The 22,061-nt window shown below is 66.0% G+C and carries 14 protein-coding genes and 1 pseudogene; 4 read left to right on the forward strand and 11 right to left on the reverse strand.

Going from position 1 to position 22,061, the window contains the following annotated elements; all coding sequences use genetic code 11:
• The first annotated feature begins 174 nt into the window (after positions 1–174).
• The 4 genes from D456_RS0101720 to D456_RS0101735 are packed head-to-tail and all read left to right on the forward strand — an operon-like array spanning position 175 to position 4,059.
• Positions 175–1,191 carry a sensor histidine kinase gene (locus D456_RS0101720; RefSeq protein WP_017574418.1) on the forward strand — a complete coding sequence of 339 codons (1,017 nt, stop codon included), beginning with the start codon at positions 175–177 and terminating at the stop codon, positions 1,189–1,191.
• A complete protein-coding gene (locus D456_RS0101725; protein WP_017574419.1) occupies positions 1,188–1,985 on the forward strand; it encodes a LytR/AlgR family response regulator transcription factor in 798 nt (265 codons plus the stop codon). The genes D456_RS0101720 and D456_RS0101725 overlap by 4 nt, the downstream gene beginning before the upstream one ends.
• Positions 1,982–2,410 (forward strand): hypothetical protein, encoded by a 429-nt coding sequence (locus D456_RS0101730; protein ID WP_017574420.1) that lies wholly within the window; start codon positions 1,982–1,984, stop codon positions 2,408–2,410. The genes D456_RS0101725 and D456_RS0101730 overlap by 4 nt, the downstream gene beginning before the upstream one ends.
• Positions 2,407–4,059, forward strand: coding sequence for a sodium/solute symporter (locus D456_RS0101735; protein ID WP_017574421.1), 1,653 nt, complete (start codon positions 2,407–2,409; stop codon positions 4,057–4,059). The genes D456_RS0101730 and D456_RS0101735 overlap by 4 nt, the downstream gene beginning before the upstream one ends.
• 12 nt (positions 4,060–4,071) lie before the next feature.
• Here D456_RS0101735 and D456_RS0101740 read toward each other — a convergent pair whose 3' ends face one another.
• From D456_RS0101740 to D456_RS0101775, 11 genes and pseudogenes are all read right to left on the reverse strand, one after another.
• Positions 4,072–4,329 (reverse strand): type II toxin-antitoxin system RelE family toxin, encoded by a 258-nt coding sequence (locus D456_RS0101740; RefSeq protein WP_017574422.1) that lies wholly within the window; start codon positions 4,327–4,329, stop codon positions 4,072–4,074.
• Positions 4,326–4,592 carry a type II toxin-antitoxin system Phd/YefM family antitoxin gene (locus D456_RS0101745; RefSeq protein ID WP_017574423.1) on the reverse strand — a complete coding sequence of 89 codons (267 nt, stop codon included), beginning with the start codon at positions 4,590–4,592 and terminating at the stop codon, positions 4,326–4,328. The genes D456_RS0101740 and D456_RS0101745 overlap by 4 nt, the downstream gene beginning before the upstream one ends.
• A gap of 196 nt (positions 4,593–4,788) precedes the next feature.
• The gene (locus D456_RS27975; protein WP_394297259.1) at positions 4,789–5,736 is read right to left on the reverse strand and encodes an RHS repeat-associated core domain-containing protein; all 948 of its coding nucleotides are present in this window, start codon (positions 5,734–5,736) and stop codon (positions 4,789–4,791) included.
• Positions 5,737–5,874: 138 nt separating this feature from the next.
• Positions 5,875–6,357, reverse strand: coding sequence for a hypothetical protein (locus D456_RS26400; RefSeq protein ID WP_152442447.1), 483 nt, complete (start codon positions 6,355–6,357; stop codon positions 5,875–5,877).
• On the reverse strand, positions 6,357–6,491 hold the full coding sequence (locus D456_RS27725; RefSeq protein WP_275040448.1) for a hypothetical protein: 135 nt from the start codon (positions 6,489–6,491) through the stop codon (positions 6,357–6,359). The genes D456_RS26400 and D456_RS27725 overlap by 1 nt, the downstream gene beginning before the upstream one ends.
• Before the next feature lie 1,170 nt (positions 6,492–7,661).
• A pseudogene (locus tag D456_RS23480) lies at positions 7,662–8,273 on the reverse strand (IS30 family transposase); the annotation flags it as partial.
• Positions 8,274–8,369: 96 nt separating this feature from the next.
• A complete protein-coding gene (locus tag D456_RS26405) occupies positions 8,370–8,879 on the reverse strand; it encodes a hypothetical protein (RefSeq protein ID WP_160166710.1) in 510 nt (169 codons plus the stop codon).
• 66 nt (positions 8,880–8,945) lie between these two features.
• Positions 8,946–15,455 carry an RHS repeat domain-containing protein gene (locus D456_RS23485; RefSeq protein WP_051049382.1) on the reverse strand — a complete coding sequence of 2,170 codons (6,510 nt, stop codon included), beginning with the start codon at positions 15,453–15,455 and terminating at the stop codon, positions 8,946–8,948.
• A gap of 84 nt (positions 15,456–15,539) precedes the next feature.
• Positions 15,540–19,019, reverse strand: a complete 3,480-nt coding sequence (locus tag D456_RS0101765) for a LamG-like jellyroll fold domain-containing protein (protein ID WP_017574426.1) — start codon at positions 19,017–19,019, stop codon at positions 15,540–15,542.
• Between the two features lie 322 nt (positions 19,020–19,341).
• Entirely contained in the window at positions 19,342–20,478 is a 1,137-nt protein-coding gene (metX, locus tag D456_RS0101770) for a homoserine O-acetyltransferase MetX (protein WP_017574427.1), read from the reverse strand.
• Positions 20,475–21,791: a bifunctional o-acetylhomoserine/o-acetylserine sulfhydrylase gene (locus tag D456_RS0101775; protein WP_017574428.1), complete on the reverse strand. Its 1,317-nt coding sequence runs from the start codon at positions 21,789–21,791 to the stop codon at positions 20,475–20,477. Before D456_RS0101775 ends, metX begins: the two co-directional genes overlap by 4 nt.
• Positions 21,792–22,061: the final 270 nt, after the last annotated feature.

The raw sequence follows: 22,061 nt of genomic DNA on the forward strand, positions 1-22,061 counted from the left end.
GAGAGCGGCACGGTGCCCGGAAGACCGTTTCCGGTCCGAACCGAAAGGTGATTCACGCGTGATCAGCGACACACGCAGCTGGGATAGTGTCGTTTCGTGTCGAATCGGTGGCTGTCGTGGATCCTCCCCACCCGGCGCCCGGGCTCTTCCGACCAGCGGGCGAGCGCCGAGTTGATGCGCCAGGTGCACGCGCTCGGGCTCGACCTCCGTGACGGTCTGCACGGTCGAGGTGTACGGACCGCGGCCAAACGCCTGCGCCGGATGCTCGGTGTGGACGGGATCGTGCTCGCCGACCTCGACGGTTACGTTGCTTCCTACGGGCGCAAACTCGGCACCGAGGAGATCGGGACCGTGCTCTCCCAGGTCTTCGAGTACGGCTCCTGCTCCCGCACCCGGCTCCAGGACGGCGCCGAGGCCTACGCCTGCCCCCTGACCGTGGACGACGAACTGTCCGGCGCGCTGATCGCCATCGGCGACCCCGCCGAGGCCGACGTGGAGGCCGCGGCGTCACTGGTCTCGGACTGCCTCGACCACGCCACCCTGCGCCGGGCGCGCGCCCGGATCGCCTCCGCCGATCTGCGGACCCTGCGCGCGCAGATCTCCCCCCACTTCGTGCACAACGCGCTCGCGGTCATCTCCGCGATGGTGCGTACCGACCCCGACCGGGCACGGCACCTGCTGTCGGACTTCGCCGACTACCTGCGTTACGGGTTCTCCGAGAAGGGCGACTACGCCACGGTCGCCGACGAACTGGAGGCCGTGCAGACCTACCTGGAGCTGCAGCGCGCCCGTTTCCACGACCGCCTCGACATCACCGTGCAGATGGCCCCGGAGGTGCTGCCGGTCGCGGTCCCGTTCCTGGTCGTGCAGCCCTTGGTGGAGAACGCGGTCCGGCACGGGCTCGAACGCAAGGAGGGGCGGGGCCACATCGGGGTCTCCGGGTACGGCGAGGGCCCCCTGTGCGTCATCGAGGTCGAGGACGACGGGATCGGTATGCACCCCGACCTGGCGCGGTCGCTACTGGCCGGGACCGGTCCCGAGGCCCGGGGCGTGGGGCTCGCCAACGTGGACCAGCGTCTCCGTGCCGTGTACGGGCCCGAGTACGGTCTGGTGATCGAGACGGGCCTCGGTGAGGGCACCAAGGTGACCGTACGGATTCCCAGATTCATGAGGGGGGTGGTGGCCCAGTGAGCGGTGAGCTCCGAGTACTGGTCGTGGAGGACGAGTCGTCGACCCGCGAGGAGATGGCGGCGCTGCTGTCGGACATGCCCGAGGTCGCCGAGGTGCACTCGGCCGGCAACGGGGCCGAGGCGGTGCGGCTGCTCGGCACGACCACCATCGATGCGGCCTTCCTCGACATCCTCATGCCCGGGCTGGACGGCATGGACGTGGCCCGGGTGCTGAGTGTGCTGTCGGAGCCGCCCTCGATCGTGTTCGTGACCGCCTCCGAGGCACACGCGGTGGAGGCCTTCGGGATCGGTGCCGTCGACTACCTGCTCAAGCCCATACGGCCCGAACGCCTGGCGGACTCGGTGGGGCGCATCGCGCAGCTGCGGCGCCCGGAGAACGGCGGCTCACCGGCCGAGGACCTGCACGTGGTGCAGATCGACACCGGGCGGCGCACCGTGTTCGTCAAACGCGACGAGGTGCAGTTCGTGGAGGCCCAGGGCGACTACGTGCGTCTGCACACCGCCGCGGGCGGACACCTGATCCGGCTGCCGCTGTCCTATCTGGAGGAGGTGTGGGCCTCGGCCGGTTTCGTGCGTGCGCACCGTGGTTTCCTCGTCGCCATCCCCTGGGTGCGGGACCTGCGCGTGACCTCATCGTCCGGGCTGGTCGCGGGCACCCCGGCCGGTGACGTCCCGGTGAGCCGCCGCCACGGCCGCCATCTGCGCCAACAACTCCTCGAGGCGGCCAAACGCGACCAGCTGGGGCGTGCGGCCCGGCCCAGGGACGGAGAGCACGATCCGCAGCAGGCCTCATGAGCCCGCGCCGCGAGAAACTCACCAGTCCCCAGACCCGGGTCGCCCTGGCGCGCGGCAACCGGCCGGCCCAGCACCTGTTGCCGATCCCCGGCCCCGTCGACACCGAGGCGGCACGGCGCCTGTTCCGAGCGCAGCGCCGACGGGCGGTGCGCACGATCGTGCTGCTGTTGCTGCTGCTGTTCGGGGTGAGTGGTGCCTTCGTCGCCTTCCCGCAGCTGGGTGACGTGCGGGTGGCGCAGGTCCCGCTGTCGTGGCTGCTGCTGACTGCTGCGCTCTACCCGCTGCTGTTCGGGCTCGCGCTCTGGCACATGCGCTCGTCCGAACGGGTGGAGGACCGTGCCGATCAGGGCCGGGGCACCGGCCCCGCGAAGGCGCGTACCGGGACGTCCGGGGGCCCGGCCCCGGATCAGGGCGTGGGGCCATGACCTCGGTCGTGGCCATCGGGCTGCTCCTGGTCATCAGCCTCGTCATCGGGATCTACGGTGTGCGCGCGGCGCGTTCCGCCTCGGACTTCCTGGTGGCCTCCCGCCGGGTCTCCCCCAACTGGAACGCCCTGGCCATCGCGGGTGAGTACCTGTCTGCCGCATCGGTGCTGGGGCTGGCCGGGCTGCTGCTCAAGAACGGCCTGGGCACCATCTGGTACGCGGTCGGGTTCACCGCTGGGTACGTGGCCGTCGTCGCGCTCGTGGCCGGTCCGATGCGGCGTTCGGGCGCCTACACCGTCCCGGACTTCGCCGAGTACCGGCTGGGCGCACCCCGCCTGCGCAAGCTGTGCGGCTGTGTGGTGCTGCTGATCATGCTGCTGTACCTGGTGCCCCAGTTCAAGGGTGCCGGTGTGGTGCTGAGCCTGGTCAGCGGGACCCCGTACTGGGTGGGTGTGGTGCTGGCCGGGCTCGTGGTCAGCGGATCCATCGCGGCCGGCGGGATGCGTTCGGCCACCTACGTTCAGGCCTTCCACTACGTGGTGAAGCTGGTGTTCCTGGCGGTACCGGCGATCTACCTCGTCGCACACGCGGGCGCCGACACCCGGGCCGAGGTCCTGCACCCGGAATGGGGCACACACTTCCCGGACACGATCCCGGTGGAGTTCGCCGTCGACACCCGCTTCGCCCTGGAGGAACCCGTCACGGTCACGGACCCCGCCGGGGAGGAGATCGTCCTGCGCGAGGGTTCGCACTCCGTTACCGAGGGCACCGAGTACGTGTTCCCCGAGGGAGCGCCCGTGCCCCGACCCGAGGCACTGCCCGAACTGGGCGGGGAGCGGTGGAGCACCCCCCTGCTGAACCAGGGCGGGTACCCGTTGTTCGAGACGTGGTCCACACTGCTGGCCCTGACACTCGGGTGTATGGGGCTGCCGCACGTCATCATGCGGTTCCACACCAGCCCGACGGCGCGGGTGGCACGCCGGGTCGCGGTGGGGGTGATCGCGCTCCTGGGCATGTTCTACCTGTTCCCGACCGTCTACGGGCTGCTCGGCCGGGTACTGACGCCCCAACTGGTGCTGCTGCAGGGCACCGACACCGTCGCGGTGGTACTGCCCGACCACGCGGTGTCGGGGTCGGTCGGGACCTTCCTGACTGCGCTGGTGGCGGCCGGTGCCTTCGGTGCGTTCCTGTCGACCTCGTCGGGGCTGCTGCTGGCCCTGGCCGGAGGGCTCTCGCACGACCTGTTCCAGAGCAATGTGCCCCGGCTGCGCCTGGGTGTTGCGGTGGGAGCGTGTGTGGCGGTGCTGCTCGCGTTGCCCGCGCAGATGACCGACATCAACGTGCTCGTGGTGTGGGCCTTCACCGTGGCGGCCTCGACGTTCTGCCCGCTTCTGGTGCTCGGTATCTGGTGGCGGCGTCTGACCCTGCCCGGGGCGGCCACCGGTCTGATCGTGGGTGCCGTGACCGCGACCGGCGCCGTCGGTTGGTCGGTGCTGCTACCTACTCCCGGTGGATGGGTCGACGTGCTGCTCGCCCAGCCGGCGGCGTGGACGGTCCCACTGGCGTTCACGACGATGATGGCCATCTCCCGGTTCACCCGGCCGCCCGAGTGGGCCGAGCACGCCGTGCTGCGTCTGCATTCGCCGTGAGCCGGCCCCGGTTCAGTCGTAGACGTCCGAACGGTGCCCCACGTGGACGGCCCAGATGATCATCCGCCCCTGTTCCACCGTGTAGATCACCCGGTAGGCGAGTACACGCAAACGTCGCACCTCGGGGTTGCCCACCAGAGCCGTGGTACCGAACGCCCAGGGATCGTTCTCCAACTCGGGCAGCTTCCGGAACACCTTCACGGCCACGTTCCGGGGAAGTTTGCGGATCTCGGCCCTGGCTTCAGGACGGAAAACGGTGTCGTATCTCATCCGTCCTCCGTCAGGACCTCGGCCATGACGTCCTCCATCGGGACGCCGGGCGCCTTGCTCGACATCCGCTCCTCGACCAGAGCGAGGATTTCCTGTTCTTCGAGGCGCTTGCAATGGCGGAGCATCTCGATCGGCACGACCGCCGCGACCTCTTTACCCCTCCGGGTGATGACGGTGGGCTCGTCCTCTCTGTCCGCACGATCCACCACATCGGCGAGGTGGTCCCTGACCTGGCGAATGGACTCCGACTGCATGTCACTCATGTACTGATGGGCACACGGCACCGGACGAACACACTTCCGATGTCGGGTAGCGGGCCGGGACGCCCGCTGGCCTGCGGGGAATGGCACTGCGGGGAAGAGGTGTGGTCCGACCGGTCCTCCATCGGTACGCCTCCCTCATCAGCGAGGCCCTCCGGACTGCCCTACCTTACCGGCCACGGCGGTGCGTTCGCCATGTTCAGGAGGCAAGCACCACGCCCGACGCCCGAAGGGCCGCGGAAGAACCGCCCCGGCCCGAAGCCCTGCGCGCGATCGCCCGGGCCGAGCCCTCCTCCGGCACCATCGTGGGGTGGGCGCAACTGGCCGACGTCCTGGTCGCCGAGGCTTCGGAGTCCTCTCTGCATCCCTCAGAGCGTTGGCAACGCTCCCCGGAGGCTCCCGGGGCGGACGCCTCACTGCAGCCCCGCGCTGCGCGGCGCCCTGACCTCCGATGATCCCCGTACCGTGCGAACGTTGGACGGTGTCCTCTCGGAGCTGACCGAGGAGCACTACGCCCACCGGTTCCGCCACGACGACAGACCACTGAGCGAGGCTGAAGGGGCGTTCCTGTTGTGCGGGTTCCTGGTCGCGCTCGCGCAACACCAGCGCGGGAACTCAGGAGGAGGCGCTGCGATGGTTCGAACGCAACCGCGCCGCCTGCGGGCCACCGGGCCTGTTCACGGAGGAGTACGACGTCGAGCAGTGCCGACAGCGCGGCAATCTCCCCCAGGCGTGCGTGCATGCCCTGCTGCTGGAGTGTGCCGTGCGGTTGGCCGCGCGGCCGGAAGGGGACTGAGGCGTACTCGGGGAGAACCCGTGTCTTCCCGGTGACCGGTCGGGGCTCGGTGGGGCCGGCCACCGTAGTGGCGCCCGCCTCATCCACCGGTCCTGGTCGGCCAGGGGCTGGTCGATCAGCGCGGTCACCGCACGTGGCCGGGCTGTTGTTGGAGCAGACGTACCCGTTCATCGCCCGGGAATCGGTCAGATCCATCAACGGGTCCACCGAGACGAACCGGCCCAGGTCCGCGTCGTAAGCACGCTCGCCCAACTGGGTCAAACCGGTGGTCTCATCGACAGTGCCGTCCACGAACCCGCGTTCACCCGGCCACACACCCTCGGTGCCCCGGTCCTGGCCGAACACCGTCATCCACCGCTGATCCACCTCACCACCGTGGGCATCCACCGCGATCTGCCCGGTGTTGTGCTGGTCGGAAAAGGTCCAGGAGAGAGAACCGTCGTTCTCACGCACCGCCACCGCTTGCCCTGCGTAATTAAACTAACCAAACTAAGAATACAAAAGGAAAATAGCCCAAAAAGAATATGTCAAAATAAAAAACGAAGCATAGAATATAGGGCCGATCATCCTAAACTTCCTTCTATTTTTTGCACCCTCAAGAAAAGCCCTTGCGCACTCAAAAGACTCGATAAAAGCGATTGACATAAAGGGAATCATGACAAAGAAAATAGAGAATTCCACTAGTACATCACTGTCATAAATATAAAAAACATCCACTAGCAAAATATGAGAAATTAGCAAAGTTAAACTAATGGCGACACCATAGGAGGCTGAAAAAACCCCATCAGCCTGGCAAACCATGCGCGCCTCCTCATGGCTGATACCGCCTTCCCTCCCCGCCAATCTAACACCTTCAATGTATGAAAAGAAGTCGCGCATTGAAGGAAAAAACAAAACGAGCAGCGCAGGAATGACTCTTTTCACTCCGATCCACTGACGCAAGGGCACGCCAGGGTTATTTTCTCTACTCATCACTTTCCAGAAAATTGAAACGCTTCTGTTTCATTATAAACTACGCCACCGATACTGATATTGGTGCCCACATGACCCAAAGCCGATGAAGCGCTGCTTGCTGAAGTAGCGATCGCAGCCTCCTCTTCAGCCAAACGGGACTCGGCTCTTCGGTGCTCTCTCTTCCGGTTCCGGATAACCCCATTATTGGTAGTGATATGCGACCACCATCGTCCTTGCGCCTGGGACCCTCGAATAACAGAAGCGAAACGCACACCTACACCTCCGAGGAGGGGTACTCCTGCAAGCAGGCCCCACGCAGCCGATCCAGTATTCCCCTGGCTCGCGTGCCAAAAACCGCTTCCCACAGAAAGGCCGGCCCCGATTGCTCCAGCCGCCCCGCACACAGGACAAGCGAACATACCAGCAATCCCAAGAGCAAGTCCCGCATCACCAATGACATTCCCCCAGTTCCATCCGCCATCGGTTGTGTAGCGTTCCTTGACCCAATTTCCAGCACTTTCCCAGAAAGAAGGATCTGTTGCTTCCTGGTGTGTAGATTCATTGAGGGCACTCTCCTGCGGAGAAAACGCGTGGGAGGCATAACTCCGAGCGGGAGAACTATTCTGCGTGTCAATCTATGAATTGTACGCTCGGAGTGGGAGGTGCGAAACCCCGGGTCAGACAGGGCGAGGACAGACGCTCTTAGCCCGGCATGGTGGCATATCTCGGATCCAATTACAGGAAATCCTGGCCGGATCCCAAATGTGTTCGATTTGCTATAAAAACAAGACTTCTAAACATTTCACAGAAGGAAAAGTGAGCCACATCTTATATGGGGGAAGCAACCATTCCAAGGACCCCCAAAGGATATAAATTACCTTCGCCGCTACCCCCTCAGGGGAAGAACATTGGCCATGCAGAAACAAGGAAAATACCTTACAAGCTTAGCAAGAAAATAACTAAAAACGATGTAAGACAAAGAAGAAAAAGGAAGAATGCATTTAAATGCACTTCTGATGCAACCTCAGTGCTTTTATCTACCGATTTTCCCTTTTCGCCTGCGGCAGCACGACTAATTGCTCGTGCGCATTTTTTATTAGTTGGGCAGCCAGCAAGGGCGCCCAGGAGAGAACCGCCAAAGTTAAAACACCAATATTTCCTGCCATCCCCAAGGATGATATCTAGACCACCACCCATGAAACCCGGCGTATTTCACCAGCAGGAATAATATGCCTCGTGAATACATTATTAACTACGATACTTTCGTTTTTAATCTTTATGTACGTAAAAAATGTCGCCTTCAGTATAAACCAACATACAATTATCACCGCGCTCTTGCCCTCCTTGCCCACAACCAAGTCCCCCTCCCAATGTCCGGGGACCCGGCGGCCCTCGGCCTGTTCGGGGCGCTCGCGGATGGAGCGCATGCCCACGATCCGCCCGCCGGACAGGCCGTTCTTGCGGCGGGGGCGGCGGGCGCCGCGTTTGGAGGGCAGCATCACCCCGAGCCGGGCCAGCTCGCCCTTGGGCAGGGCGTAGATCCAGGTGTAGAGCGCTTCGTGGCTGATGCGTTCACCGCCGGCGGGGATCGAGCCTTCCATGGGCTCCACACTCTCCTCGCGGGCCTCGAGCTTCAACCGGCCCGCGATCCGGCGGGGCGTGCGGCCCCGGCCCAAATCGTGCAGGACCCGTGGGCGCAGGAGGGGATCGGTCTCCATGCGGCGTTGTTGGGGACGCTTGCGGCGTGTGCGGGCGCGTGTGTGGGCTGTGGTGGCCCGGTAGCCGCGCTTGAAGGTATTACGGCGTAGTTCGCGGCTGATCACCGAGGGATCCCGACCGGTCAGACGGGCGATGGCGCGCACACCCTCTCCGCGTGTATGGGCGAGCGCGATCTCCTCGTGTTCAGCCAGAGTGAGCATCCGTCGTTCTTCCATGAGCAACCCCTGTGACCTGCGGTGTTACTACGAAGCTATGACACCACCATCACTCATCCGAGAGACCTGAACAGTCACGGATCTGTTTCTTCGCGTTCACCCATATACTCGTTCTTGAGCATAACCTGTATGAATCAACCACAGCACCACAGCCAAAGCCAGCACAAAAATAGGCAGCTTGAATTTGCCATATAAGTCCCAAAAATATTTCCCTTTATACTTTTTAAGTATGCCGAGTTTTATATAAGCTACAGTCATATCCACTAGGGCGGCGATGGACTGGAGAAATTTTGCCAACACACCAAAGGTCATTAGCAAGATTAGAACCAAGGAGAGCCATGGTGCGAGCTCTCGAAAAATACCTGCCAGCAGAAGAAAAAAGTGCAGCCACAAGAACCAGCTACTGAAGGATGCTGCAAGCCTGAGGACAGTTAACATAACCTCGTCATCTGAGGACGCACCCCCCGAGGCAAAGCGGTTCTCCATGAGGATTCGTGAATGAAAAACCTTCGTCACTCTTTTGAATACTATTCCGTTTATATAGTCCGGGTACTTCAATATACCCACATCGGAGAATTTAAGCTCTTCGGTGCTCTCATTTTTCAATAGGTAAACCTTTTTCGTGTCTTATGGAAATAAGTTTTCAGGCGCGCGTTTACAGGATGAATTCCCTCAAAAACCATGCCAGCTACTATTGTTGCTTCCTGGGTCCGCATATGCGACAGCAGCTGAACGAGCATTGAACGCGTAACCTGATATCGATCCAACATGAGATCCCATGGAGGAAGCCATAGCGCTGTCCCTCCTGTTCTTCGCAGAACTTTGCTGCCTTGCCCTACGGTTCTGAGTACCTGCACCAGGCACCCCCTTCGGGTTTTTGGCGACCCTTGCCTGGTGAACCAGTTCAGAAATACTCCTGCCTCCTCGGCCCACCAGTTTCCCTAACCCTCCCGGGACAATTGCCCCGGCAATATCCCAGGCCCCAGCCGAAGCATTTCCCGACCCCATTTTCATCACACCACGACCGATACTGTAGATTCCTACGCCCACGGCACACGCCGTGCAGGTCAACCCCAAAACTAGCGCTGCGTCATCCCCAATATTCCCCCAGTTCCATCCGTCATCGGTTGTGTAGCGTTCCTTGACCCAATTTCCAGCACTTTCCCAGAAAGAAGGATCTGTTGCTTCCTGGTGTGTAGATTCATTGAGGGCACTCTCCTGCGAAGAGACCGTGTGGGAGGTATAACTCCGCGTGGGAGAGCTGCTCGGCGTGTCAATCGATGCGTTGAACGCCCGCTGCACGTTCGGGGTGGGAGGCGCAAAACCCCGGGCAGGGTGAGGCGAAGGCAGACTCCCGTAATTCGGCATGGGAGCATACCCCCGGGCCGGATGGGGCGAGGGCAGACTCCCATAGTCCGGCATGGGGGCATACCCCCGAGCCGGATGCCAGGACAACCCGGTGGGGTCACCGAACGTGGCCGGGCTGTTGTTCGAATAGGCATAGCCGTTCATCGTCTGCGCATCCGCCAGATCCATCAACGGATCCACCGAGACGAACCGGCCCAGGTCCGCGTCGTAAGCACGCTCGCCCAACTGGGTCAAACCGGTGGACTCATCGACAGTGCCGTCCACGAACCCGCGCTCACCCGGCCACACACCCTCGGTGCCCCGGTCCTGGCCGAACACCGTCATCCACCGCTGAGCCACCTCACCACCGTGGGCATCCACCGCGATCTGCCCGGTGTTGTGCTGGTCGGAAAAGGACCAGGAGAGAGAACCGTCGTTCTCACGCACCGCTACCGTCTCGTCCGCGTGCCCGAAGTAACGGGTCGCCTCCTCGGTGTCCTCTGCCGAATCCCAGGTGACTTCCATCCCCGGCAGGTAGAGCGTGGTGGCCCCGTCGGCCCGGCGCAGCAGCCGCTCACCCTCGGCGTCGTAGACGTACTCGGTCGACTCCGACCCTTCCGTGACCCGAACCAGCTTGCCCTCGGGCCCCCATTCCAGTACCTGATCACGGTCCCCACCGGTGCGCGAGACCATGTTTCCGGCCGCGTCGTAGTCATAGGAGTGCGTGGACTCTCCGGCTACACCGTCCTCGGAGACCTCGGAGACCGCGTGGGCCGGCCCCTCTCCCTCCTCAGGCGAGGAGTAGGACCGTGTGATGTCACCGGAGGGCCCGTGCTGGACCTCCTCGACCCGGTTGCCGGCCTCGTCGTAGGTGAACGAGTGCCAGTACGGCGACGCGCCACCCAGCTCCTGGGCATCAGGCTCGGCCGCGCAGGCCTCCTCACCGGTGGCATCAGGGGTCCACACCTGGTCCAAGCGGCGCAGGTGGTCGTAATCGAAGCACTGGACGTCGTCGGCCCGTTCCTCAGCGGTGGGCTCGTCGTTGATCCGCAGGAGGTTGCCGCGGTCGTCATAGTCGTAGTGCTGAGTGGACAACGACCCGTCCCCCACTTCGTGGACGACACTGGCCATGTCCAGCCGGTTGGTCTTCTCGTCGAAGTCGAAGGTCTGCCACGTGTCGGAGGCCCCCAGCACGCCCCGGGAGAACTCGCGCTGGACCAGGTTGCCGATCTTGGAGTAGGACGCATCGGTGATGATGCGCTCGTTGCCCGCCAGCTCCGTCAGGTTGCCCAGGTCGTCGTAGCTGTTCACCACGATCTCGGTGGGCAGTGCCCCCGCCCCGGGCATCCTCGTGGAGCGCACGCTCCCGTCCGGGTTGAAGCTCGTACGGAACAGGTAGGAACCCGCCAGTTCCCCCTCGGAGTCCGGGATGTGGAACGCACGGTTGACCGGGCGCGACAGGTCGTCGTAGGTGAGGACCTCCGTGGTGTACTCCGCACCGTCCTCGTACCGGGTGGAGGAGGTCATCTCGCCCACGGCGACGGTGTCGTACTCCCACGAGGCACGCAGGTCGCCATCGGCGCCGCCCTGACGCAGCTCGGTCCTCCTGCCCAGTTCGTCGTAGACCGTGTACAAGGACTCGCCGCGGGCGTCGGTCACCTGGACCGGACGGTCCAGGGCATCGTAGACCGTGGTCGTGGTCCCGGTGTCGGGATCCTCCTCCGCGATCTTTCGACCCAGCAGGTCGTAGGTGTAGGACCAGGTGTTGCCGCCGGGGTCGGTGACCGTCTCCATCTCGTCGCGGGGCGTGTAGGTGTAGTGCGTGGAGTCGTACTCGCCCTCGGGTTCCTCACCGTGGTGCGTGCGCTTTTCGACGGTGTTTCCGCGTACGTCGATGATGGTGGTGGTGCCGGTACCGCCCTCGGGCTCGGTCACCAGGGTCCGGTCACCGTGGTGCTCGGTGCTGGTACGCCACTGCTCCACACCACGGGACATGGCGATCTCGTCCGTGGCGCGGTCGGCGCCGTCATGGACGGTACGGGTCCATCGGGGGACCTCGTCGTGGTTGTCGACCACGAACAACTGCCCGTCCGGGTCCTCCTCGTTGAAGTAGGGCTCGCGTTCGATGACGGTGTTGCCACGGGTGTCGTAGAAGACGTCGGTCAGTACCCGGCCGCCGCCCGGGGCGGGCTCCTGGGTCTGGCGTTCGCGCAGGAAACCGTCCAGGAGCTGGTAGCTCGTGGTGTAGTCGCCCGAGGCGTTGAGGGTGTGGGTGGTGACGGTCGTGGGCTCGTCCTTGCTGAAGTCGTACTCGAACCGCATCGAGGGAGAGGCGCCCCGGTCCCGGTTGCGGTCGGCCAGCCACACCTCGGTCGACCGGCCCAGGGGGTCGTAGGCCAGTTCCGTCCGGTTACCGTCGGCGTCGACCTCGGCGACCGGCTGGGACCGGGCGTCGAACTCCTCGATGGTGGTGTGGCCCAAGGGGTTGGTGGTTTCGACCTTCACGTCGTGTCCGCCGGGGTGCGCGGCTGTGTGCTCGGTGGTGGTCGTGTTTCCCTCGGCGTCGGTGACGGAGACGGCACGGCCGTAGTCGTCGAACTCCGATTCGGTCACCGTCCGGTACACGGGATCGTCCCCGTCGAAGTCCACGGCCCGCTGGGTCCGGGTGGGCCGCCCGTGGGTGGGCTCGTCACCGAAGTCCCCTCCGTCGTAGAGGGTGCGCTCATCACTGATGAGGTCGTCGGGGTAGGAGGGCTCGTCCCCACAGGGCGAGGCCAGCTCCCGGGTCCGGGAGACCCGGTCCAGCAGGTGGTCGTCGGTGTTGCGTGCGTAGGTGGTCAGCGTGCACCGGTCATCGCCCTCCACGTCCACGTCACCGTGGTCGTGCACTGACTCGATCATCCCGTAGTCGTCGAAGGAGTTGACGGTCCGGCTCTGGCGGAACCCGCCGTCTTCGAGTGCGGTGTAGGTGTCGGTCTCTTCCGTCCCGGTCATGTGGGCGGCCAGGTCCCAGTCATGGGAGGTCTGGGCCGTCTCGTCCTTCCACGGTGTGGTGATGGTCTTGGAGACCACGTCCCCGTCCACACCGTCACGGACGATCACCTCGCGGGGCTGTCCGTTGAAGACCTCCTCGTCGTCCACACTGGCGCCCTCCGAGTCGGTGACCTGCACCGACCGGGTCCCACCATCGGGCAGACGGTCGCCGTCCATCCCCTGGTAGAACAGGTGCTCGGTCTCGGTCCGGACCTCGTCCTCGTGCCCGGTACGCACGATCACCCGGTCGAAGCCCCGCCACTGCGACCAGGTCAACCGGTCCTCGTCGGTGAACCCGTCCTCGTCCATGTACCGCCACGCAGGATCGCCCACGTAGTCGTAGCTGGTGACCTGGTCGGGCTGGCCGCCCACCAGGTCGACCTCGACCAGCTCGCTGACGGGATACTTGGCGAACCAGTCGGTGATCTCCTCCGCCCCCGGGTTGTGGGTGCGAACCACCGGATAACAGAGCTGGGTGTTCTCGTGCGCCTCCGGCAGGTCACCGGCCTCGCAGTCGGGTTCTTCGTAGTTGACGTCGACCTGGCCGCCGGACTCGGTGTAGACGGCGGTGACACGCCACTTGTTCATCGGCGCCAGGCCGTCGGTGGTGGAGTCGACACGGTTGGGCATCGGCGTGCCGCCGAAGGTGATCGCCGGTTTGGTCTCGGTGTCACCCCCGGTGTGACCGGTGTGGGTGATCGATTCCAGCCACAGGGCCGGGTCGGTTCCGTCCCCGGGTTCGGGGAAGGCGTGTTCCAGCTCCCAGGAGTCCACGGTGGTGTACTCCTCACCGTCGTGGACCCGAGTGGTGACCTCCGTCAGCCGTTCGGTGGTCCAGAACGTCGGCGAGTGCTGTCCGGCACAGTCGTCCTCACAGGCCTGGTCCAACGGGGTGTCGGGCCAGTGTTCGGCGTTGCCTTCGTCCCGGTCGTCCTCGCTGCAGTCGAAGTCGTCGTCGGCCAGGCAGCGTTCGGTGACGGTGTAGTCCACGCGGGCCGGGGCGGTGGCGTGGGGATCGTCCTCGCGCAGCCCGTACTCGGTCCGGCTCAAGTGGCCGCCCCGGTCGTAGGCGACCGGGTCGGAGTCGAAGTTGAGTCCGTAGTGGTTGGTCTCGGCCTCGTAGTAGTGGGCCAGGGCGTTGCCCTGCGCGTCGATCGCGTAGTCCAGGTTCCAGCGCCAAGCCTGGTCGCACCAGGCCTCGTCCAGGTCGGGGTCGTGGCAGGGGTCGCCCTCGTCGTCGCCGAAGACCGGCACGGTCCAGGCCGAGTCGGTCTCGGTGTCCTCGGAGGTGTGGCCGGGCAGTTGGTTGAGGCCGAAGTAGTACTGGGTGCCGTCGGTGGTGGTGACCTTCCAGTGCTCACCGTCGTCGTCGCCGTTGGTGGCCCCGGTCAGGCGTTCGACCTCGGCCCCGTCGTCGTTCTCGGGGGTCCACTCACCGTCGTCGTGGACCAGCTCGGTGGAACGCCCGCCCAGGTTGAGTACGGCGTTCTGGTGCGACCAGCACTGGTCCGGGATCTCGGTGTCCTCGTCCTGGCACGTGGCGTAGCGGCGTTCGATGTAGCCGGGGTGGTGGTCGAAGCCCTCACCGATCCAGGAGGTCTGGTTGTTGGTTGAGGAGGTGCGCCCGTCCACCGACTGGGAGGAGTAGGACAGGTTGATCTCCGGCTGCAGGCCGCCGGCCACGTTCGGCGTCGCCATTGGGTAGGACCAGGAGAAGTCTCCCGTCTGCGGGCCCACGTTCCATTCCGAGGAGGGGCTCAGCGAGGTCGCGGTGTAGTCGCCGTTGTCCTCCTCGCCGTCGCTGTCGGCGGCCGCGGCCAGCAGCGTCCCGTCGCTGGTGGCCGGGGCCACCGCGGTCAAGGCCTGGGCGTCGGTGTCGTTGCCGGAGTCCAACTCGAGGGTGGTCAAGCACCCCTCGCTGTGGCCGTCCCCGCAGTCGGCCAGGGCGATCAGGGACAGACGGGAACCGTAGTCGGCGCCGTAGGCGGTGGCGAAGCCGGAGTAATCCACCTCGACCCGTACCGGGCCGGCCGTATCGACACCGTCGGTGCGCCTCAGACGCAGTACCAGGCCGGACAAGCCCAGCTCAGTGCTCTCGGCACGGTCGAGCACCTCCAGTTCGGCGGTACCGACCGGCTTTTCCTGGCTGGGTTCGTCCCGTTCGGCCGGGGTCTCTTCCTCCCTCTCTTCGGCCTCGTCCTCGGGGCCGGCTTCTTCGTCCCCTCCATCGGTACGGCCCTCAGAAGCGTCCCCGTCGCCGTCCTCTTCCGTGCGCTCGGTCTCCTCCTCGGGAATCTGCTCCTCGTCCCCGCTGCTGCCTTCTCCCGTTTCGCTGCCCTCGGAGTCCTCGGGTTCGGGTGTCCCGGGTTCCCGGGGCGAGCGACGCTCGTCCGCGGCCTCTTCCGGGAGGTTCTCCTCAGGGGCCGGTAGCGGGGACTCCCACCCCTCGAACTCGTCGCCCTCGACAGCCCCGATGCGCACCGGCGACTCCGTCACGGGGGCGCTGAGGGTACGCGGCTCCGCTGCTTCCAGATCGAAGGAGTGCGTTTGCTGTTCCGGCCATTCGGGCGGGTCGAGGGAGGTGACCGAAGCGTCGGCCACCGTGGTGTCGGCCTCGATCGCCTCCTGGGCGGCCGACCGACCGTCGACGGACTCGGTCTCGGCCACGTCCGGGCGGGTGTTGTAGGCGAGCGCGGAGGCAGGCACGGTCGAGACCAGCCCTCCCGCCATGAGCAATGCCAGGAAGGAGACCACGGGCTTCGTACCGCGGCTGTTCCGGGTGTTCTGGGGGATGTCAGACACAGGTGAACCTCCTGCTCGGCGGGGTACGGCCCTGCCGGGCAGACCATGTGGGGGATACGGGGGATTCTGGGGGAAAGGAAAACCTCAGGGCAGGGGAAGGCTCCCCTCGTACACTCGGGCGATATCGGCCTCGGTGAGGACCCCTTGATACAGGTGTACGTCGCTGACGTCGCCGGCCCAGGAGTCGGCGAATGCCTCCTCGAAACGGGAACCGCCGATCACGGTCGAACCGTCAGCGTTCCAGGCCTCGGGCACCTGCGCACTGCCGTGTTCTGCCCCGTCCACGAAAAGCCGCACCCGGCCCTGTGAATGGTCATAGGTCGCCGCCAGGTGGGTCCAACGGCCGAACTCGGGGGCATGGTCCGAAAGCGCACGGTGCCACCCCGGAGCACCCGTCTCGTCCTCGGGCGGGAGCTTCATCACCCAGTTGTCCCAGTCGTAGGAATACTGGTAACTGAGGTAGAAGGCGCTGTGGTCGTTCCCGTTCTGTGCCACCGCCGTGGCGTTGTGTCCGACCTCGTCCAGACGCACCCACGCGGCCACACTGTAACTGCGGTCGGTGCGCACCACGGGCTGCCCGGTGGTGAGGTGCTCCTCCTCTGCCGCATCCAACCGCACGCCGGGCGCCAGGGTGACGTCGTTGACGGCCTGGCCCCACGCACCTTCGGGATCGGCGTGCAACGTGGCGTCCAGGCCGTGGTCGGAGGAGTCGGCGGCCACCGTTCCCTCGGTCTCGTCCAGTCTCCAGCGGCCCTCCAGAGCCGCCGGACGGTTCGCAAGCTCCCAGACCTGCGAACGCGCGCCGTCCTCCTCGTGCAGGACCTCATCGGTGACCACCCGGTCCCAGACCCGCACGTCGTCGATGGCGCCGGGCCAGGTGCCGATGTGCTCGCCGTGGTACCTGGCACCGCTGATGACGAAGTCGCCCTCGGCGTTCCACGGGCTCTTCTGGACCGCGCTGTCCTGCTCGACACCGTCCACGTACAGGGTCAGCTCCCCGGTCTCGGGATCGTGTGTGCCCAAGAGGTGGGTCCACACCCCCGGTTCGGCCACCGCGGTGGACAGGGCACGGTGGTCGACCTGTGTGTCATCGGTGTCCTCGGGCGCCTGTTTGAACACCCACCGACCCTCGTCGACGTGCTGATAACCCAGGTAGAAGCCGCTGTTACGGTCGCCGTCCTGGGCCACCGCGGCCAGGTTCTCGGTCGCACCTTCTTTCAACTTCACCCAGGCCGACACCGAGAGCGCTCCACCGGTATCGACCACGGGCCCGTCAGTGCGCAGATGGCCATCCTGCTCAGGACGCACCGCAGTACCCTCCAGACGGTACGAATCTCCGGTGTGCTCGCCCACACGGCCCCGGGTCCATTCGATGTCCCCGTCCGCCTCGGCGACACGCTCGGGGTCCATGGAGTCCACAGCGGTACTGCCCTCGCCTTCGTCCAGACCGAAGTGCGCGACCGGGTCGCTGGGCGGTGCGGCCGTGAACAGGTACACCAGCTCGCATTCGGAGGAGTTTCCGTAGGCGTCCACACTGCGCGCGTGGATCAGGTTGGAGCCGTCCCGGGACGGGGTGATCGGTACAGCCGCCTCGGCGCCGGGTTCGTCCAATTCGACCTCGGTGGAGCAGGAGGCATCGTTGAGGCTGTAGTGGTAAGCGGTGGCGTCCTCGAAACCGTTGTTGGCGAAGGTGAACTCGCCCGTGCGCCCCACCGAACCATGGGCCTGGTCACCCTCGGGATAGTCCGTGGAAGTGACGCCGGGGCCGGTGTCGGGTTTGGTGGTGTCGATCTCGACGTAGCACCAGTCCGACCACGGGCCCCAGTCCGATTGGTCGTGGCCGCGGGCCCGGTAGGCCAGAAGTTCGTTCTCCGGCAGGTCGGTGGCGGTCACCGAACGCTCGCTGCCCTCGGGCCAGGTGTCCACGGTCGTATGGGCCGAGTCCGCAGAACCCAGGGTCTCGTCCGCACCGTCGATCTTCCACTCGAACCGGCCGGCGACCTGCTGACCCACCCAGTAGGAATCCCGGTCGCGGATCTGCGCCGACAGGGTCAGGGCGGTGTCGTTGACCAACCGCGGGTCCCCGGAGTCGGTGGAACACACCCCGCCCAGGGAGTCGAAGACCGTGTCGGTGTCCACGTCGTGGGGCGGGTGGTTGTAGTCCACCACCAGCACCGGCGGGGTGTCGCTGGTGTCGATGCGCCGCCAAGCGGTGGTGCCCGACTCGTCCCTCTCCTTCAGGCGGAGGTTGATGTGGGAGGCATCGTTGTCCAGTCCCCACTGGTAGGCGTCGGTGGCGTCGAACTCCACACCGCTGCTGGAAGGGCATTGCGCCCACCCACCGGTGACGTTCTGGGTGTCCTGGTGTTCACGGACCGTGGGTTGGTTGTTCCACGTGGTGCTGCCGTCGAAGGCGTCGGTCCGGTGCAGCTGGATGTGGGAGTCGCTGTTGCAGTCGTAGGCCCACTCCACTTCGGTGCGCAGCGTGGCCGACTCGATGATGGTGTTCGGGTGCTCGGTGCGGCCCATGACGGTGAACTGGAACAAGGCCCGACGGGTATACACCCGGTCCCACTCCACTCGTCCCACGCCGACCGACTCGACCGAAGGGTTGTAGTAGGCCTGGTTCGCAAACGCGCGGTCGACGTAGGCCCAGTTGGGGCGGCTCGCGCTGACCGAGGGGTCGATGTGGACCGGGAACTCGGTTGCCTCGTCGAAGAGCATGTCCCGGTCCGGCACCAGACTGATGGTGTCGACCTCCAGCTCGGTCTCCACCAGCTCTGTGCGCGCGCCGGTGGTCGGAGCCCGCAGAGGGTCCTCGCCCCGGGCCTGGTCCTGTCCGGTCGAGTCCCACATCGCCGGGGCCTGGATCGAGAAGACACTCTGCTCGCCCTCGTCGCCGAGCGCCTCCAGATTGCCGTGCTCGTCCATGTTCACACTCACCCCGTGGGCAGCCAGCCCCAGTTCGAGTTCGGCCAGCTCCGGTTGTTCGGCGGCCTGCCGGGTGTGTACGACCAGGACCTGGGTGAAGCCCTCGGCGCCGGCGGTCAGGACCAGGTCCACGTCCGGCAGCACGTCGGGATAGGTCGCCTGGTCCCCGTCCAGCTCGGGTTCGGGCAGGTCGGCGATCCATTCCAGCTCCACGCTGTTGGTTCCCACCCCGATACTCGCCATGGCCGCGTCGCCTCCGCCGGAGAAGGCGATGTCCATGCCGGCGGCCCGTGGACGAACGGTTCCGTCCTCGGCGGGGACGAGGGTGGTATCGATGTCCGACCACCCCTCGTCGGAGCGCACCCGTACCGGCTGGGCGTGGGTCTGCATGGTCAGGGTGCCGTCGGGGTTGGCGAAGTGCCGGGTCTTCTCGTCGGTGAGCCCGGAGATCTCGACCGGCTCGCCGGTCTGCTCCGCGAGGGCGCGGGCCTCACTCTCGCCGATCTCTCCGTCGGGGGGACCGGTCGGAGGGTCTTCGTCCTCGTCGGCCGCGACGGGCGGGGCGAACAGCAGGGACAGGGTCAGCGCAGCAGCGGTCGGGACCGCCGTCGCACGGGTCAGGGAACGACGCATGGGGGATGCCTGTTCGGTTGTACGTCGGCCCCGCACCGGTTGGACACGGGGTACCGGAACTGTCGGGCCATCCAACGTGATGCCGAAATGCTCCGCAACCGGCCGGAGAGCACCCCAGAAGCCGACATCCCCACCAAACAGGGCATGCGCCAGATAAACATCAGGGGCCACATCCGGCCACTTCCATCCCGCAGGTGCATGCCCCTCCCGGGCGCCCGCTCCCGCCCCTGCGGCCCGGATGCGGTCCGCAGCGGGTGGAGGAACCGGGGCAGGGGACGGGCGCGGCGGGGCCGGCCACCGTGGTGGGGGCCCGCCGCGCCCGTCAGTCCTGTTCGGCCAGGAGCTCGTCGATCAGCGCGCTCACCTGGTCGGTCTGGACGAGGAAACCGTCGTGGCCGTGCGGTGACACGATGACCCGTGCCCGCCCGGGAACGGGCAGATGAGCGGCGATCTCCTCCTGCTGCGCCAACGGGTAGAGATGGTCGCTGCTCACCCCCGCGACCATGGTCCGTTCGGGCAGCCGTTTCAGGGCTTCGGCCGTACCGCCCCGGCCCCGCCCCACGTCGTGGTCGTTCATCGCCTCGGTCAGCAGGACGTAGCTGGCCGGGTCGAAGCGGCGGGAGAGCTTGCGCGCGTGGTGGTCGAGGTAGGACTCCACCGCGTACCGGCCGCCGGACCTGGGGTCCTCACCCTCCTGGGGGAGGCGGCCGAAGCGTTCGTCGAACTCGTCGGCGCCCCGGTAGGTGATGTGCGCGATCCGGCGTGCCACACCCAGCCCGGCGTCCGGGGAACGGCCGGTGTCGTGGTAGTCGCCGCCGCACCAGTCCGGGTCGTTGCGGATGGCGTGCAACTGGGGCGAGGCCCAGGCGATCTGCCAGGCGGACGTGGCCGTCGGACAGGCCAGGGCCATGAGCCGGCGGACACGCTCGGGGAAGGTCGCCGCCCACTCCAGGGCACGCATGCCGCCCATGGAACCACCGATCACCGCCGCCCAGGAACCGATCCCCAGGGCGTCGGCCAGCGCCTCCTCGGCATGCACCGTGTCACGGATGGTGATGCGCGGGAACCGGCTCCCCCAGGCCTTTCCGTCCTGAGCGGGGCTGGAGGGTCCTGTGGTCCCCTGGCAACCGCCCAGCACGTTGGGCGCCACCACGAAGTACTTGTCGGTGTCCAGGGCCAGCCCCGGGCCGACCAGCCCCTCCCACCAGCCGGGGCTGGGGTGTCCGGGCCCCTCCGGGCCGGTGACGTGGGAGTCGCCGGTGAGGGCGTGCAGCACGAGAATCCCGTTGGTGCCGTGCGCGTCGGGCTCGCCCCAGGTCTGGTAGGCGATCCGCACATCGGGCAGGACCTCGCCCGACTCCAGTTCCAGGGGCGTGTCCAGTTCGAGCAGGCGCCGCTCGCCCACGGGGTCGCCGTCCCGCCACCCACCGGTGGCGGGACGGCTGGGAGTCTCGCTCACTGGTGCGCCTTCGCAGCCTGGAAGCCCAGCTCCAGGTCGGCCTTGAGGTCGTCCAGGTTCTCCAACCCGACGGCCAGCCGGACCAGGCCCGGGGTCACACCGGCTGCTGCCAGTTCCTCGGGGGCCATCTGGCTGTGCGTGGTGCTGGCCGGGTGGACGATGAGGCTGCGCACGTCACCGATGTTGACCAGCTGGCTGAACAGGTCGGTTCCGTCCACGAAGGCCCGTCCGGCCTCGGTCCCGCCGCGCAGGTCGAAGGAGACGACGGCACCCGCGCCCTTCGGCAGGTAGGTGCGTGCCTGCTCGTTGAAGGGGCTGGACTCCAGGCCCGCGTAGTAGACCTTCTCGACCTCGTCCCGCGACTCCAGCCACTCGGCGAGCGCCTGGGTGTTGGTGACGTGGCGCTCCATCCGCAGGGACAGTGTCTCGATGCCCTGGAGGATGAGGAAGCTGTTGAACGGGGCGATGGCCGCGCCGGTGTCGCGCAGCAGCTGCACACGGAGCTTCGTGGCGTAGGCGCCCGGGCCCAGGGCCTCCCAGTACTTGAGGCCGTTGTAGCTGGGGTCCGGCTCGACGAGGCCGGGGAAACGCTCACCGTGGGCGCCGAAGTCGAAGGTGCCCCCGTCCACGACCACACCGGCGACGGTGGTGCCGTGGCCGCCCAGGTACTTGGTCGCCGAGTGCACGACGATGTCGGCGCCGTGCTCGATGGGCCGCAGCAGGTAGGGGGTGGGCACGGTGTTGTCGACGATGAGCGGTACACCCTCGGCGTGCGCGGTGTCGGCGATGGCACGCACGTCCAGGACGTTGCCGCCGGGGTTGGCCAGCGATTCGGCGAAGTACATCTTCGTCTCGGGGCGGGTGGCCGAACGCCAGGACTCGGGGTCGGCCTGGTCCTCGACGAAGCTCACCTCGATACCGAGTTTGGGCAGCGTGTAGCGGAACAGGTTGTAGGTACCGCCGTAGAGGAGGGGGCTGGCGACCACGTGGTCGCCCGCACCTGCGAGGTTGAGGACGGCGGCGGTGGTGGAGGCCGAACCGGAGGCGAAGGCCACCGCTGCTACACCGCCCTCCAGGGCGGCCACACGCTGCTCCAGGACGTCCTGGGTGGGGTTCATGATCCGCGTGTAGATGTTGCCCGGTTCGGAGAGGTTGAACAGGTCGGCGCCGTGCTGGGTGTCACGGAAGACGTAGGAGGTCGTCTGGTAGATGGGGGTGGCACGGGCGTTGGTGGCCGGGTCCGGCTGTGCCCCCGCGTGGATCTGCCGGGTCTCGAAGGACCAGTGCTGCTCGGGTGTGGAGTCGGCGGTCATGACTCAACCTCTGTCTGGGTTTCAGATCGGAAAAACAGGGATTTGGACGGGCGGGCCCTGCCGCCCGGCGATGCATCAGGACCCGCAGAACACGACGGCCGCACGAGGGTGGTCCACGGGAGGCCGTCGGTAGAGCGCGATCATGGGCCGAGATTAACACCCTGTATCAACACGTGACCAGCGCTTCTCACATGTTGGGCATTCCGGGCGCGTCCGGGACCTGCACCGCACCTCCGTTCCCACCGGGCGAACCAACAGAAGAAGGGGCAC

Source organism: Nocardiopsis kunsanensis DSM 44524 (assembly GCF_000340965.1).
GTDB classification, from domain to species: domain Bacteria; phylum Actinomycetota; class Actinomycetes; order Streptosporangiales; family Streptosporangiaceae; genus Nocardiopsis; species Nocardiopsis kunsanensis.